Annotated in this window: 13 protein-coding genes and 1 tRNA gene; 11 read left to right on the top strand and 3 right to left on the bottom strand. The window is 61.6% G+C overall.

Going from position 1 to position 13,593, the window contains the following annotated elements:
• Positions 1-169: 169 nt before the first annotated feature.
• The 6 genes from C2134_RS06255 to cyoE all read left to right on the top strand — a co-directional run bounded on the left by C2134_RS06255 (position 170) and on the right by cyoE (position 5,807).
• A tRNA-Met gene (locus C2134_RS06255) sits at positions 170-246 on the top strand.
• 683 nt (positions 247-929) lie between these two features.
• Positions 930-1,871 (top strand): ubiquinol oxidase subunit II, encoded by a 942-nt coding sequence (gene cyoA / locus C2134_RS06250; protein ID WP_103318412.1) that lies wholly within the window; start codon positions 930-932, stop codon positions 1,869-1,871.
• Positions 1,872-1,877: 6 nt separating this feature from the next.
• Complete coding sequence (cyoB, locus tag C2134_RS06245; protein ID WP_103318409.1) at positions 1,878-3,920, top strand: cytochrome o ubiquinol oxidase subunit I; 2,043 nt, start codon at positions 1,878-1,880, stop codon at positions 3,918-3,920.
• Positions 3,921-3,935: 15 nt separating this feature from the next.
• Positions 3,936-4,547, top strand: a complete 612-nt coding sequence (cyoC, locus tag C2134_RS06240; protein ID WP_103318407.1) for a cytochrome o ubiquinol oxidase subunit III — start codon at positions 3,936-3,938, stop codon at positions 4,545-4,547.
• Positions 4,547-4,873 carry a cytochrome o ubiquinol oxidase subunit IV gene (gene cyoD, locus C2134_RS06235; protein WP_071108963.1) on the top strand — a complete coding sequence of 109 codons (327 nt, stop codon included), beginning with the start codon at positions 4,547-4,549 and terminating at the stop codon, positions 4,871-4,873. Before cyoC ends, cyoD begins: the two co-directional genes overlap by 1 nt.
• A gap of 22 nt (positions 4,874-4,895) precedes the next feature.
• Positions 4,896-5,807, top strand: coding sequence for a heme o synthase (gene cyoE, locus C2134_RS06230; RefSeq protein ID WP_103318405.1), 912 nt, complete (start codon positions 4,896-4,898; stop codon positions 5,805-5,807).
• Between the two features lie 74 nt (positions 5,808-5,881).
• Here cyoE and C2134_RS06225 read toward each other — a convergent pair whose 3' ends face one another.
• On the bottom strand, positions 5,882-6,367 hold the full coding sequence (locus C2134_RS06225; RefSeq protein ID WP_103318403.1) for a DUF2938 domain-containing protein: 486 nt from the start codon (positions 6,365-6,367) through the stop codon (positions 5,882-5,884).
• Between the two features lie 166 nt (positions 6,368-6,533).
• On the opposite strand from C2134_RS06225, the gene C2134_RS06220 reads away from it, so the two are divergent.
• Together C2134_RS06220 and C2134_RS06215 are read left to right on the top strand one after the other, a co-directional pair.
• Positions 6,534-7,115: an ArsR/SmtB family transcription factor gene (locus tag C2134_RS06220; RefSeq protein WP_233164251.1), complete on the top strand. Its 582-nt coding sequence runs from the start codon at positions 6,534-6,536 to the stop codon at positions 7,113-7,115.
• A gap of 35 nt (positions 7,116-7,150) precedes the next feature.
• On the top strand, positions 7,151-7,891 hold the full coding sequence (locus C2134_RS06215; RefSeq protein WP_146042101.1) for a 4'-phosphopantetheinyl transferase family protein: 741 nt from the start codon (positions 7,151-7,153) through the stop codon (positions 7,889-7,891).
• Positions 7,892-7,909: 18 nt separating this feature from the next.
• Here C2134_RS06215 and C2134_RS06210 read toward each other — a convergent pair whose 3' ends face one another.
• Positions 7,910-8,878 carry a M14 family metallopeptidase gene (locus tag C2134_RS06210; RefSeq protein WP_103318397.1) on the bottom strand — a complete coding sequence of 323 codons (969 nt, stop codon included), beginning with the start codon at positions 8,876-8,878 and terminating at the stop codon, positions 7,910-7,912.
• Positions 8,875-10,467 (bottom strand): ABC transporter substrate-binding protein, encoded by a 1,593-nt coding sequence (locus tag C2134_RS06205; RefSeq protein ID WP_103318395.1) that lies wholly within the window; start codon positions 10,465-10,467, stop codon positions 8,875-8,877. Before C2134_RS06205 ends, C2134_RS06210 begins: the two co-directional genes overlap by 4 nt.
• Before the next feature lie 133 nt (positions 10,468-10,600).
• Here C2134_RS06205 and C2134_RS06200 point away from each other — a divergent pair, with 133 nt between their 5' ends.
• The 3 genes from C2134_RS06200 to C2134_RS06190 all read left to right on the top strand — a co-directional run bounded on the left by C2134_RS06200 (position 10,601) and on the right by C2134_RS06190 (position 13,545).
• Positions 10,601-11,212 (top strand): M15 family metallopeptidase, encoded by a 612-nt coding sequence (locus C2134_RS06200; RefSeq protein ID WP_103318393.1) that lies wholly within the window; start codon positions 10,601-10,603, stop codon positions 11,210-11,212.
• Positions 11,213-11,361: 149 nt separating this feature from the next.
• Positions 11,362-12,369 (top strand): tRNA dihydrouridine(20/20a) synthase DusA, encoded by a 1,008-nt coding sequence (dusA, locus tag C2134_RS06195; RefSeq protein ID WP_103318390.1) that lies wholly within the window; start codon positions 11,362-11,364, stop codon positions 12,367-12,369.
• Positions 12,370-12,471: 102 nt separating this feature from the next.
• Positions 12,472-13,545, top strand: coding sequence for an ABC transporter substrate-binding protein (locus C2134_RS06190; protein ID WP_103318386.1), 1,074 nt, complete (start codon positions 12,472-12,474; stop codon positions 13,543-13,545).
• The last annotated feature ends 48 nt before the right edge of the window (positions 13,546-13,593 follow it).

The following is a 13,593-nucleotide window of genomic DNA, read 5'->3' as shown; positions in this document are numbered from 1 at the left end:
GAATGACTATGCGGCGCGCGAAACGCCTCGATTCGGCGCAAAATGCATCCCGGCGCGACCGCCCACCAAACGTCAACAGCCCCTAGTTATTCCGCCGCTGATTTTATACATTGAGATAAAAATGTCTTGACGCCAATCTACAGGCGGATTATGATGCGTTCTCTCCTGACGCGGGGTGGAGCAGTCTGGTAGCTCGTCGGGCTCATAACCCGAAGGTCGTAGGTTCGAATCCTGCCCCCGCAACCAAATACGAAAAAGCCGAATCCTTCCGATTCGGCTTTTTGCATTTCCATCGACCCATGGTTTCATTGTGTGGCGCCAGCCCAGCCATGCTGCAGCGCGCTATATTCGGCAAAATAATTTTGTAACAGATTGCAACGCTGGGCGTCGCCTGGTTCCGTCAAGTACGATGTCCTAAACCATTGTCTCCGCTATAGTTTTTCCCCGCAGCAGATATTGATCGGAATCAACCGAATTGCATATCTTGCCGGCTGCGGCCATTGATCTGAGTCAATCCCCTTGAAATATCAGGCAAAACTGTTTCTAATACGCCCGCTCGACGCGCGTCCTGCGACGATTTGCCGCAGCAGGGCCGGGTCGGACTCGATGTTTGTGTTTGCCGAATGCCTGTCTTCCCGCGCCGTATCCCGGCGTTCACCCGGACAGTGGGTTTTCAGCTGTCACCTCATCACGGGAAGCGCTTCTTGAGCGGCTTCCTCCGGCCCGCTTCCGCCGTGGAAACGGATGCGCGCCGGTGATTCGCGGAATCCGCGAGCCCTGAAAGTCTGTTGTTTCGCTTGGCGGCGTTGCTGATCCCCGAAAGGAGGGCGGAACCCGCCTGCTGAACATTTCGCTGGCGTTGGAGCATGGCTCACAACGCCTGTTGCGCATCGGCGCGTTGAAGGATTTTTAACCCGTAAAGTCGTAAGATGAGAAACCATAGACCCTCCCGCCTGTTGTGGGGGCTTTCTCCGCTCGTCGCTCTGCTGCTCTCGGGATGTCAAGGCGGTATCCTTGACCCCAAGGGCCCGGTCGCTGCCGAGCAGAAGTCCCTGATCATCACGGCAACCGCGCTGATGCTGCTGGTCGTCATTCCGGTGATCGTGATGACCCTGGTTTTTGCCTGGAAATATCGCGCCAGCAATAAGGACGCCGCTTACGAGCCGAAGTGGTCGCACTCGACCAAGATCGAGCTGGTAGTCTGGCTGATCCCCTGCATCATCATCGCCTTCCTGGCGACGCTGACTTGGCACACCACCCATAAGCTGGACCCGTATCGTCCGCTGGACTCCGACCAGAAGCCGATCCAGGTGCAGGTGGTGGCGCTGAACTGGAAGTGGTTGTTCATCTATCCCGAGCAGCAAATCGCTACCGTCAACGAACTGGCGTTCCCGGCCAATGTGCCGGTGAGCTTCAGGATCACCTCCGACGCGGCGATGAACTCCTTCTTCATCCCGCAACTGGGCGGCCAGATCTACGCCATGGCGGGCATGCAGACCCAACTGCATCTGTTGGCGAACGAGCCGGGCATCTACAAGGGCTTCTCCGCCAACTACAGCGGCGCGGGCTTTACCGGCATGAAGTTCAACGCGATCGCCACCAAGACGCCGGCTGAGTTCGACGCCTGGGTCGCCAAGGTCAAGGCTTCCGGCAAGGCGCTGGATCCCCAGGCCTACCTGCAGCTGCTGAAGCCGAGCGAGAACAATCCGGTGGCTTACTACTCGTCCAGCACGCCGTACCTGTTCGAAGCGGTGCAGCACAAGTACATGGCTGCGCGCCCCTCGCTGGCCGATAGCGACGACGCTATCAAGCTGGCCAGGATGACCAAAGAACTGTGCGCCGCGATCACCCCGCCGGTCGTCAAGGAGTAACGATTAATGTGGTTAGGTAAACTGACTCTGGACGCGATTCCGTACCATGAGCCCATCATCATGGGGGCGCTGGGCGGCGCCGGCCTGATCGGGCTGATGCTGTTCGCGCTCATCACCAAGTTCGGCAAGTGGGGCTATCTCTGGAATGAGTGGCTGACTTCGGTCGATCACAAGAAAATCGGCGTGATGTACATCATCGTCGCCATGATCATGCTGCTGCGCGGCTTCGCCGACGCGCTGATGATGCGTACCCAGCTGGCCGTCGCCACCGGCGGCAGCCACGGCATCTTCCCGCCGGAACACTACGATCAGATCTTCACCGCCCACGGCGTGATCATGATCATCTTCATGGCGATGCCGTTCATGACCGGCCTGATGAACATCGTGGTGCCGCTGCAAATCGGCGCGCGCGACGTGGCCTTCCCCTTCCTGAACTCGCTGAGCTTCTGGCTGCTGGTGTCCGCCGTGATCCTGGTCAACCTGTCGCTGGGCGTGGGCAACTTCGCCCGCACCGGCTGGGTGGCCTATCCGCCGCTGGCCGAGCTGGGCTTCAGCCCGGACGTGGGGGTGGATTACTACATCTGGGCCTTGCAGTTGTCAGGCTTAGGGACGACGCTGACGGCCATCAACTTCCTGGTGACCGTGATCAAGATGCGCGCTCCGGGCATGAAGCTGATGGAAATGCCGATCTTCACCTGGACCTGCACCTGGGCCAACGTGCTGATCGCCACCTCCTTCCCGATCCTGACCGGCGCCTTGGCCATGCTGACGCTGGACCGCTACCTGGACTTCCACTTCTTCACCGCGGAAGCGGGCGGCAACGCCATGATGTACCTGAACCTGTTCTGGGCCTGGGGTCACCCCGAGGTGTACATCCTGGTGCTGCCGGCGTTCGGCATCTTCTCCGAAGTGGTGTCTACCTTTGCCGGCAAGCGCCTGTTTGGCCACAAGTCCATGATCTACGCCAGCGGCGCGATCTCCATCCTGGGCTTCATGGTCTGGCTGCACCACTTCTTCACGATGGGCTCCGGCGCCAACGTGAACGCCTTCTTCGGCATCGCGACCATGATCATCTCGATCCCGACCGGCGTGAAGCTGTTCAACTGGCTGTTCACCATCTACAAGGGCCGCCTGCGCTTTGAAACCCCGATCCTGTGGACGCTGGGCTTCATGGTGACCTTCTCCATCGGCGGCATGACCGGCGTGCTGCTGGCGGTGCCGGGCGCGGACTTCGTGCTGCACAACAGCCTGTTCCTGATCGCCCACTTCCACAACACCATCATCGGCGGCGCCGTGTTCGGCTACCTGGCCGGCATGACCTTCTGGTTCCCCAAGGTGTTCGGCTTCAAGCTGGAGCCGAAGCTGGGCAAGGCATCGTTCTGGTTCTGGCAGATCGGCTTCTTCTTCGCCTTCATGCCGCTGTACGTGCTGGGCTTCATGGGCATGACCCGTCGCCTGAACTACACCACCAATCCGGCGTTTGAGCCGTGGCTGAACATCGCCTTGTTCGGCGCGCTGCTGATCGCTTGCGGCATTGGCTGCCAACTGCTGCAGATCGTGGTCAGCGTCATCAAGCGCAAGGAACTGAAGGACGAAACCGGCGACCCGTGGAACGGCCACACCCTGGAGTGGTCCACCTCCTCCCCGGCGCCGTTCTACAACTTCGCCAAGCTGCCGCAGGTGCATGACATCGACGCCTTCACCGATATGAAGGAAAAGGGCGTGGCCTACGTTGTGCCGAAGTCGTACGAGCCTATCCACATGCCGAAGAACACCTCGGTCGGCGTCTTCATCGGCGCCTTCGCCACCGTGTTCGGTTTCGCGATGATCTGGCACATCTGGTGGCTGGCCATCGTTGGCCTGGTGGGCATCATCGGCAGCATGCTGGCCCGCGCTTACGACAACGACCTGGACTACTACGTGCAGCCGGACGAAGTGGAAGCCATCGAGCGCGCCCGCTTCGAACAGCTGGGCATCGATGTGGACAACTATACCGAGCGTGATCAGGCCAAGCCGAAAAAGGCTGCCCGTCCGACCACGACCGCGTAACAGGCTGGATCTGACATGACGACTTATGTAAACCAAGCGCATGGCGCGCATGAGGACCACGGCCACCACGACAGCAGCGAACAGACTGTCCTGGGCTTCTGGTTCTACCTGATGACCGACTGCATCCTGTTCGCGACGGCGTTCGCGGGCTATGCGGTGTTGTTCCGCAATGTGGCGGAAGGCGTGACCGGCAAGGAGATCTTCGATCTGCAATACGTGCTGGTGGAAACCGCGGCCCTGCTGCTGTCTTCCATCACTTACGGCTTTGCCATGATCGCCGGCCACAAGGGCAACAAACCGGCCGTGTTGGGCTGGCTGGCGGTGACCTTCCTGTTCGGCGCGGCGTTTATCGGTCTGGAAATCAATGAATTCCATCACCTGATCGCCGAGGGCCACGGCCCGCAGAAGAGCGCCTTCCTGTCGGCCTTCTTCGGCCTGGTGGGCCTGCACGGCCTGCACGTGACCGCCGGCCTGATCTGGATGGGCGTGATGATGATGGAAGTGGTGAAGACTGGCCTGACCAGCCGCGCCATGACCCGCCTGAACTGCCTGTCGCTGTTCTGGCACTTCCTCGACATCGTGTGGATCTGCGTGTTCACCGTCGTCTACCTGAAAGGAGCCATGTGATGAGCCACAGCCATTCGCATGACAACGCCAGCCATATCAGCGTAAAGGGCTATCTGGTCGGCTTCGTCCTGTCCGTGATCCTGACCGTCATCCCGTTCTGGATGGTGATGGGCGGCGCCTTCACCAAGCAGGCGACCCTGATCGGCATCTTCGCCCTGGCAGTGGTGCAGATCGTGGTGCAGCTGAAGTATTTCCTGCACCTGGACTTCAGCAAGGAAGGCAAGCTCAATACCTTCTCCTTCCTGTTCACCGGCATGGTGATCGTGCTGCTGGTCGGCCTGTCGATCTGGATCATCTACTCCGCCGACGCGCTGATGATGCGCTGAGGCAGGGTTGAGGAAAGCCGATTTGAAGCTCAAACGCTATCTCCAAGTCACCAAGCCGGGCATCATCTTCGGCAACCTGATCTCGGCCGTCGGCGGTTTTCTGCTGGCGGCGCAGGGGCCGGTTGACTGGTGGCTGCTGCTGGCCACGGTAAGCGGTCTGGTGCTGGTCGTGGCCTCCGGCTGCGCCATCAACAACTGCATCGACCAGGACATCGACGCCAAGATGACCCGCACCCAGAAACGGGTGCTGGTCACCGGCGCGATGAGCACCAAGGCGGCGCTGGCCCACGGCATCGTGCTGGGGCTGGCCGGTTTCGCCATTCTGTGGCGTTGGACCAATCCGCTGGCCTTCGGCTGCGTGCTGTTCGGCTTCGTGATCTATGTCGGCGTGTACAGCCTGTACATGAAGCGCAACTCGGTGTACGGCACCGTAGTGGGCAGCCTGTCCGGCGCGGTGCCGCCGGTGGCCGGCTACTGCGCCGTCACCGGCCGCTTCGACATGGGCGCGGCTATCCTGCTGTTGATGTTCAGCCTGTGGCAGATGCCGCACTCCTACGCGATCGCGATCTTCCGCTTCAAGGATTACGAGGCGGCGGGCATCCCGGTGCTGCCGGTGGTGCGCGGCATTTCCAGCGCCAAGCAGCAGATCGTGCTGTACATCCTTGCCTTTGCGGTGGCGACGGTGATGCTGGTGCTCGGCGGCTACGCCGGCTACGGCTATCTGGCGGTGGCCTGCGCCACCAGCCTGTGGTGGCTGAAGATGGCCTTGTCCGGCTACAAGCGGGAAACCGACGACCGGGCCTGGGCGCGCCAGGTGTTTTTCTTCTCCATCATCACCATCACCGCCTTGTCGGTGATGATGGCGGTGGATGGCAAGACGCCGGCCGATGGCCATCGGCCTATCCTGACTGCGGACGCCAGCGCGTACCGTTAAGTCTGGTTCGAGTCTGATCTTCGCAAACGGGGAGTCGCGCAAGCGGCTCCCCGTTTTGTCATCGATAGACTCGATCAGCGCGCGAGCAACAGGGCGGACACGTAGAGGCCGAGACCAAAAGCGCCGTGCGCGGCCAAGCTGCGCAAGCGGGCGGCGTTGGGATGCGACGTTTTGCTGGCGGCGATGCCGGCGCCGAGGCCGGGCTGCAGGATCAAGAACGGCGCGGCCACGCTGGCAAGGCCGAAAGCCAGCGCCGGCGGCAACGTCGGGGTATGCCGCCATTCCGGCCCGCATAGCGCAAGCAGTATGGCGCCGAAAACAACGCCAATGCCGTAGTGCAGCAGCCAGCCTAGCGGCGCTTCGCCGGAAATGGGCTCCGCTTGGGCGATATTGTCATGATGGAATCGGCCGCGCAGCAGATGACCGCCCCAGCGTCCCACCATGGCGTAATTCAACGATGGGATATGGAAGAAACGGCGCAGCACCCACGCCCACAGGTCCATGATCAGCGTCGCGCCGACACCGAGCGCCAGCGTGTAGCAGAGGTATTCAAGGGTCATGATGGTTCCATTTTCAGTGTGTCGCGAGGCTGGAGGATGCCCTTGAGCGGGCTGAGCCTCGTCTGTTAATATCGGCAATCATTCAATAAATCTATTGAATGATTAAGTAAATGGCAAGGTCATGTCAATGTCAAAAATAAATGACGAAGATGGAATGCCGCATGCGATGGCGGATTTAGCCAAGACACTGGGCAACAGCCATCGTCTGCTGCTGTTGGAACAGATGGCCGATGGCGAGAAAACCGTCGAGGCCTTGTCTGCGCTGGCAAGTTTGTCAGTGGCGAATGCCTCGCAGCATCTGCAGTTATTGAAACGCGCCGGCTTTGCCCAGTCGCGGCGCGAGGGTAAAAACGTGCTGTACCGCTTGGGAAACGGGCCTATCGTGCCGCTGATGCTTGCACTGCATGCTTGCGCCGAACACAACCGTTCCGAGATGCGAGCGTTGCAGGCGGATAGCGTGTGGCAGCGAGACAAGCTGGAGGCAATCTCGCGGGAGGAACTGCTGCGGCGCATGCCGGAGATCGTGTTGCTGGATGTCCGTTCGGCTGCCGAGTTCGCCGATGGCCATCTGCCGGGCGCCATCAATATCCCATTGAGCGAGCTGGAGCAGCGGCTGGCGGAACTGCCGCGCGAACAGGAAATCGTCGCTTACTGCCGCGGCAATTATTGTGCCTTGTCGGAAAAAGCGGTGGCCATTTTGCGAAGTCTGGGGCGGCAGGCCAGACAGTTGCCGGGAGGAATGAAGTGATGCAGGCGGCGGTGGGGCAGGAGATGGTATTACGCATGGACCAAACTTTGCGGCGATGGCTGCCGGATGCCCAGCATAAGCTGGCTGCCTGCTGGCTGGACGCGCCGCATGAGCTGGCTGGGGGCGCGGGTTGCGGCATCTCCCTGGCCGCGCTGGATCGGGCGCTGGCGGGGCTGGATCTGGCGGAGATCCTGCCGGCCGCGCTGGCCCGCGCCGTGCGCAAGCGGCAGTTGTCCTTCCTGGCCGGGCGGCTGTGCGCTGAGCGCGCCTTGGCGGAATTGGGCTATTCAAACGGCGCTGTCGGCCGCACGGAGTCGGGCGTGCCGCAGTGGCCTGATGGCTTGGTCGGCTCCATCACGCATCATGGCGAGGCGGCTTATGCGGTGGCGGCATTTGCCAGCGGCTATGCGGCCTTGGGCATCGATAGCGAGCGGCTGGCCAGGCCGAGCGCGGCGCAGAGCATACGGTCGCTTTGCTGCACGGAGCGAGAAATTCAGGCCTGGCTGGGGCCACGGGACGATACCGTGGCGGAGACGCTGATTTTTTCGGCGAAAGAAGCCGGCTATAAAGCGATTTACCCCTTGTTGGGCCGCTTTGTCGATTTCTCCGAATTCGAGGTGCAGGCGCTGGACTGGCAAGCCGGCCGCTTGACGCTGGCGCCTACCGAGAAAAGCGGATTGCTGGGCCGCATGCGTCCTTTTCGCGTCCGCTTCCGCTGCGCCGGAGCTGAGGTGCATACCATTGTGTCGGAGCGCGGCAGCTTGTTTGTCGCGTAAGTCTCGCGCCCTTGGCGCTCACCATCTGGCCGAAGGCCGCGCCAGGTAGAACCATTCTTGCCCTGGCGGCACGCCTGGGCTGGGAAATACGATGCAGCCATCATCCGGCGCCAGCAAGGCCTTGCCATCGGCGCGCACGGCGATGGTTTCGCCGCGCCGCACGGGATCGAAGCTGGCCCAGTTGCGGACGAAACGGTCGGCGTCGTGCTGTTTGTCCACTACCTCATACAGGCTCAGCCCTTGCAGCGTTTGCCGCGCCGGCGCCGGCGAGCGGATCATGCCCAGATGCGCCAGCGTGTTGAGAATGGCGCGATACGCTACTTCCGGCGCGGCCGGATCGTCGTGCTGGCCGCACTCCAGCGTCAGCGCCCAGCCGCCCTGGCTGCGCATGTATTCGGTGGTGCCCACGCCGTAGCGGACATCGCTGTTCAGCGCGTGTTGCCGCGCGTCGCCCAGCGCTGCCGATTGGCGTCTCTCCACACCCAATGCATAGGTGCTGAGCCAGCCATCCATGGCGCGGCTAACCCCCAAACATCGCGCCAACGCTTCCTCTTTTGCCGCATGCGAAAACGGCTCCAGCGTGCCTGCGTTATCCGGCGGCCCCAGAAAAACGAAGGGCTGGCCTGGCGACTGGAACGAATGCAGATCGAGCAGCGCTTCATGTTCGGCCAGCAGCGGGCATAGCCAGTTGGCGACATGGTCTTCGTAGTCTTGCGGGCTGGGCTGGGGCGCGAGGTTGCGGTTCAGATTGCGCTCGCCGCCGCGTTGGCCCAGCCGGTAGGCCAGCGGATTGGCTACCGGCACCAGAGTCAGCATGCCGCGGACGAGTGATCGCGCGCCCTGTTCCAGCTCCGCCATGAGGCGGCGGATGGCGATGGCGCCGCACACTTCATTGCCGTGCACCGCGCCGGTGACGATCAAGCGCGGGCCGTCCGTCAGCGCCTGGTAGCGATGGCTGCTGAAGCTGGACGGCCAGGCGGGATTCATTTGAGCCATACGTCCTCGAAATCAAAAGAACCGTTCGGATTCATGATGAAGCCCTGCACATTGTTGCGCAGCGGAATATAGATGCGCGAATGGGCGATGGTGATCCATGGCCGCTGGTACTTGAAGATTTCCTGCGCCTTCAGATAGTAGCGCGTGCGCTGCTTTTGATCGGTGGTCTGGCGGCCCAGCTGCAGCAAGTTGTCGAACTCGGTATTGCAAAAGCGCTGGCCGCCCTTGCTGACGCTGCAGGACAGGCTGTTCCACAGGAAGTCGTCCGGGTCGCCGGAATTGCTGGTCAGGCCGGACATATAGACATCGTGTTCGCCGGCTGCGGCGCGCTTCAGGTACTCGCCCCATTCATAGCTCTGGATATTGGTTTTGACGCCTATCTTGGCCCAGTCTTGTTGGATCATCTGCGCCATCAGCTTGCCGTTGGGGTTGGTGGGGCGCTGGACCGGCAGCGCCCACAGATTCACCGTGAAGCCGTTGGGATAGCCGGCCTGGGCCAGCAAGGCCTTGGCTTTGGCCGGGTTGTATTCGTTGCGGGTTTTCGGGTTCCAGCTCCAGATCGATGGCGGATACGGATTGATAGCCTGGATCGCGCCGCCCTTGGGGAACATGGCCTTGAACAAGGCGTTGCGGTTGATGGCCATGTCCAGCGCCACCCGCACCTCGCGTTTGGCGAACTGCGGCCGCTTCAGGTTGTAGGCGAGATAAGAGATGTTGCTGGCACCGGTGGAGGCGATCTTGATGCGCTTGTCCGCCGCCAGCGTGTCGAGGTCCGACTCGCGCACTGCGGCCGCCACCTGGCATTCGCCGGCCTTTAGTTTCTGGATGCGAACCTGGGGATCCGCGACGATGGCGAACACCAGGCTGCGGGTTTTCTGCGCATGGCCCCAGTATTGCGGATTGGCCTCATAGCGTATGGTGGAGTCTTTGGCATAGCTCTTGAAGCGGTAAGGGCCGGTGCCGATGGGCAACTGGTTGATCTGTTGCGGCTTGCCGGCTTTCAGCAATTGCTCGGCGTATTCTGACGACTGCATGCCGGCGAAGCCCATCGCAAAGAAGGTGAGGAAGGTGGCGTTGCGCTCCCTCAGCCGGATTTTCACCGTATGCTGGTCCAGCTTTTGCACCGATTCGATCATCTTGGCCAAGCCATAACCGTCCGGGCCGGTCAGCGGCGTTTTGAAAGCCTGGTTGAATGGCAGCTCCGGCCGAATCCAACGGTTGACGGTGAACACCACGTCATCGGCGGAGAAGTCGCGCTGCGGTGTGAAATAGTCGGTCTGGTGGAAATGCACGCCGCGGCGCAGCTTGAAGGTGTATTCCAGGCCGTCGACCGATACGGTCCAACGCTCGGCGAGGCCGGGGCGCAGCGTCACGCCGCCGCGCTGGAACTCCACTAGCCCCTGGAACACCGGCTTGGTGATGTTGTAAGTGGTGGCGCTGTCCCATAGCGCGGGGTCGAACCCCTCGGGCGAGGCCTCGGCGCAGAAGACCAGAGGCTTGGCAGCCAGGGCGGAGCCAGGCAAGGCGCTGCCCAGCAGCGCGGCAAGCAAGAATGGACGCAAAGGGCCGGGAAGAAGCATGTCCGCTTTCCTGTTCTGGTTTTATCGGTCCGGGCTATCATGTCAGTTCAAGCCGGTATCGGATTGTCATTCGAGTATCGCATATCGCGTCCAACCGCAGGTTTGCGATGGATCATCGGAGAGAGGAGACGCCATGTCGGCGACCATCAAACTGGAAGCGCTGGATAGCTTTCCGGAATATGTTCCGATAGACGGGCTGCCCGGCGTCCGCCTCGATCTGCGCTACGCCGGCGTCGACAACTTTGTCGGGCGCGATTTGTACGGCGCGGCCCCGCCGGCGCGGCTGCACCGCGACGCCGCTGCCAAGCTGGCGCAGGCCGCCGTGGAGCTTGCGCGGCGGCAGGCAGGATACCGTCTGCGGATTTTCGACGCGCTGCGTCCCGGGCGGGTGCAGCGCGTGCTATGGGACATCGTCAAGGATACGCCGCAACGGGTGTACGTGGCCGATCCGGCGCGCGGCTCCATCCATAGCTTCGGCATGGCGGTGGACCTCACCGTGGAGGACGAAGCCGGACGCGAACTCGACATGGGCACCGGCTTCGACGATTTCACCGAGCTAGCCCAGCCGCGACACGAAGCGGCGATGCGCGCCGCCGGGCGCTTGAGCGCGGCGCAATTGGCCAACCGCCTGCTGCTGCGAGACTGCATGGAGACGGCCGGCTTCCGCGCCATCGCCACCGAGTGGTGGCATTTCGAAGCGGAAGACCGCGATTGGGTACGCGCCCATATGCGCTTGATTGAGTAAGGCGAGAGACATTTTGCCTTGACCCTGCCTTGCAGTAAGTAGGATAATTTCTCGTTTGATCAAACGCTTATGCATCGCAGCGAGCCTGGGTCGGGGTGTCGGGCAAGCCCGGCCGCTTGTCTGCCGCTGCGAAGAATTGGTTTCCCCGCATGAATCAAACGCTTGCCCCCAGCCGTTCATTACCGCAACGTAGATTGTCCGTCGCTCCCATGCTGGACTGGACGGATCGCCACTACCGCTATTTTGCCCGCCAAATCACGCGTCACAGCTGGTTGTACACCGAGATGGTCACCACCGGCGCGCTGCTGCATGGCGATGTGGAGCGGCATCTGCGTTTCGATGAGGCTGAGCATCCGTTGGCGCTGCAATTGGGCGGCAGCGAACCGGCGGAATTGGCCGCCTGCGCCAAGCTGGCGGAGCAATGGGGCTATGACGAGGTGAACCTTAACGTCGGCTGCCCGTCCGAGAGAGTGCAGAAGGGCGCTTTCGGCGCCTGTTTGATGGCGGAGCCGCAGCTGGTGTCCGACTGCGTCAAGGCGATGCGAGATGCCGTAGATATCGATGTTACCGTCAAGCACCGCATCGGCATCGATCAGATCGAGCATTACGATTACCTGCGCGAGTTTGTAGACACCGTGGCCGAGGCCGGATGCCGCACCTTCATCGTCCACGCGCGCAACGCCATCCTAAAAGGCCTGAGTCCTAAGGAAAATCGCGAGATTCCGCCGCTGAAATACGACTATGTCTATCGTCTGAAGCGGGAGCGGCCGGACCTGGAAATCCTGATCAACGGCGGCGTGAAAACCAATGCCGAGATCGCCGAGCATTTGAAGCATGTGGACGGCGTGATGGTGGGCCGCGAGGCTTATCACAATCCCTGGCTGATGGCCGAATGGGACGCGCTGTTCTATGGTGACGAAACCGCTCGCCCGGAACGCGCGGCGGTGGTGGAGGCGATGATGCCTTACGTCACGGCGCGATTAGGCGATGGCAGCAATGTCCGCCACATCGCCCGCCACATCCTGGGCCTGTTCCAGGGGCTGCCTGGCGCGCGCAACTGGCGGCGCATGCTGTCCGACGCCAAGCTGCTGGACGGCGCCGACGCCGGCCTGCTGCGCCAAGCCTACGAAGCGACGCTGCAAGGCCGCCGCGCCTGAATACCGCGATGACCGCCCAACTGGCGGTTGTCGATCCGGGCGGCCTAGTGCCGCCTTTTGTCATTGTCATGCCTGGCATGACCGTCTGGAGGTGAATCCCAATTGAAAAAGTTGCAGAAGTTGATGCTCGCCCTGTCGCTGTCTTCCGGCCTGGCTTGGGCCGGTCCCAATGACGTGCTGCACATCTACAACTGGAGCGGCTCGTTGTCCGACAACATCGTCAAGCAGTTTGAGCGCAGTTGCGGTTGCAAGGTGGTGCAGGACTACTATGGCGACAACGAGGAAATGCTGGCCAAGCTGGCCGCCGGGGCCAAGGGCTACGACATGGTGTTTCCGTCCAGTTTCGTGGTGCAGGCCATGACCAAGCAGAAGCTTTTGCAACCATTGGATCACCGGCAGATTCCCAATCTGAAGAATGTGGCGCCGGCGTATCTGTCGCAAAGCTACGATCCGGGCAACCGCTACACCATCCCCACTGTGCTGTCGCTGACTTCGGTGGGCTACAACGTGGAGAAACTGAAGCAGCTGGGCATCGATCCGACCAGTTGGTCGGTGATTTTCGATCCCAAGGTGCTGCAGAAGATCAAGGGCAAGGTGACGGTGCTGGACAGCTCGCGCGAGGTATTCACCGCCGCGCTGTTCTACCTGGGCAAGGACCCGAACAAGGCCACCGAAGCCGACATGCGCGCCGCGCGCGACGTGATCAAGCAGGCCAAGCCTTACTGGGCGGCGTTCTCCAATGCCAGCTATCTGAAGCAGCTGGCCATCGGCAATATCTGGGTGGCGCTGGGCTATTCCACGGAATTCTTCCAAGCCAGCGAGGATGCCCGTCTGAGCAAACGGCGTTTCCACATCGGCAATGTATCGCAGCGCGAGGGCAATGAGCTGGGCGTGGACACCATGGCCATCACCGCCAGCGCCAAGCGGCCAGACCTGGCGCACCAGTTCATCAATTTCATGCTGGATGGCAAGAATGCCGCCCAGCTGACCAACCTCAACGGCGCCACCAATCCGGTGGCCGGCGCCAGCGCGTATTTCCGCGTTGATCTGAAATCCCACCCCGTGATCAATCCGACGCCGGAACAGGCCGGAAAATGGACCGTGCTGCGAGAATTGACGCCGGCCGAGCGCCGCGTGCTGGCGCGGATGTGGACGGAAGTGAAGGTCAGCCGCTAAGCTGGCGGCCTGGCCGGACGCCATGAACGATGGTCCGGCCGCTTACAA

Source organism: Chromobacterium sinusclupearum (assembly GCF_002902845.1).
Classification (GTDB): Bacteria; Pseudomonadota; Gammaproteobacteria; order Burkholderiales; family Chromobacteriaceae; genus Chromobacterium; species Chromobacterium sinusclupearum.
The sequence above is the reverse complement of the archived record's forward strand: the minus strand, read 5'-3'. Positions and strand labels throughout refer to the sequence as shown.

Coding starts and splice junctions, on each gene's coding strand:
- cyoA (WP_103318412.1), top strand. CDS start 930: ATGAGAAACCATAGACCCTCCCGCCTGTTGTGGGGGCTTTCTCCGCTC.
- cyoB (WP_103318409.1), top strand. CDS start 1,878: ATGTGGTTAGGTAAACTGACTCTGGACGCGATTCCGTACCATGAGCCC.
- cyoC (WP_103318407.1), top strand. CDS start 3,936: ATGACGACTTATGTAAACCAAGCGCATGGCGCGCATGAGGACCACGGC.
- cyoD (WP_071108963.1), top strand. CDS start 4,547: ATGAGCCACAGCCATTCGCATGACAACGCCAGCCATATCAGCGTAAAG.
- C2134_RS06225 (WP_103318403.1), bottom strand. CDS start 6,367: ATGACCCTTGAATACCTCTGCTACACGCTGGCGCTCGGTGTCGGCGCG.
- C2134_RS06220 (WP_233164251.1), top strand. CDS start 6,534: ATGGCGGATTTAGCCAAGACACTGGGCAACAGCCATCGTCTGCTGCTG.
- C2134_RS06215 (WP_146042101.1), top strand. CDS start 7,151: ATGGACCAAACTTTGCGGCGATGGCTGCCGGATGCCCAGCATAAGCTG.
- C2134_RS06210 (WP_103318397.1), bottom strand. CDS start 8,878: ATGAATCCCGCCTGGCCGTCCAGCTTCAGCAGCCATCGCTACCAGGCG.
- C2134_RS06205 (WP_103318395.1), bottom strand. CDS start 10,467: ATGCTTCTTCCCGGCCCTTTGCGTCCATTCTTGCTTGCCGCGCTGCTG.
- C2134_RS06200 (WP_103318393.1), top strand. CDS start 10,601: ATGTCGGCGACCATCAAACTGGAAGCGCTGGATAGCTTTCCGGAATAT.
- dusA (WP_103318390.1), top strand. CDS start 11,362: ATGAATCAAACGCTTGCCCCCAGCCGTTCATTACCGCAACGTAGATTG.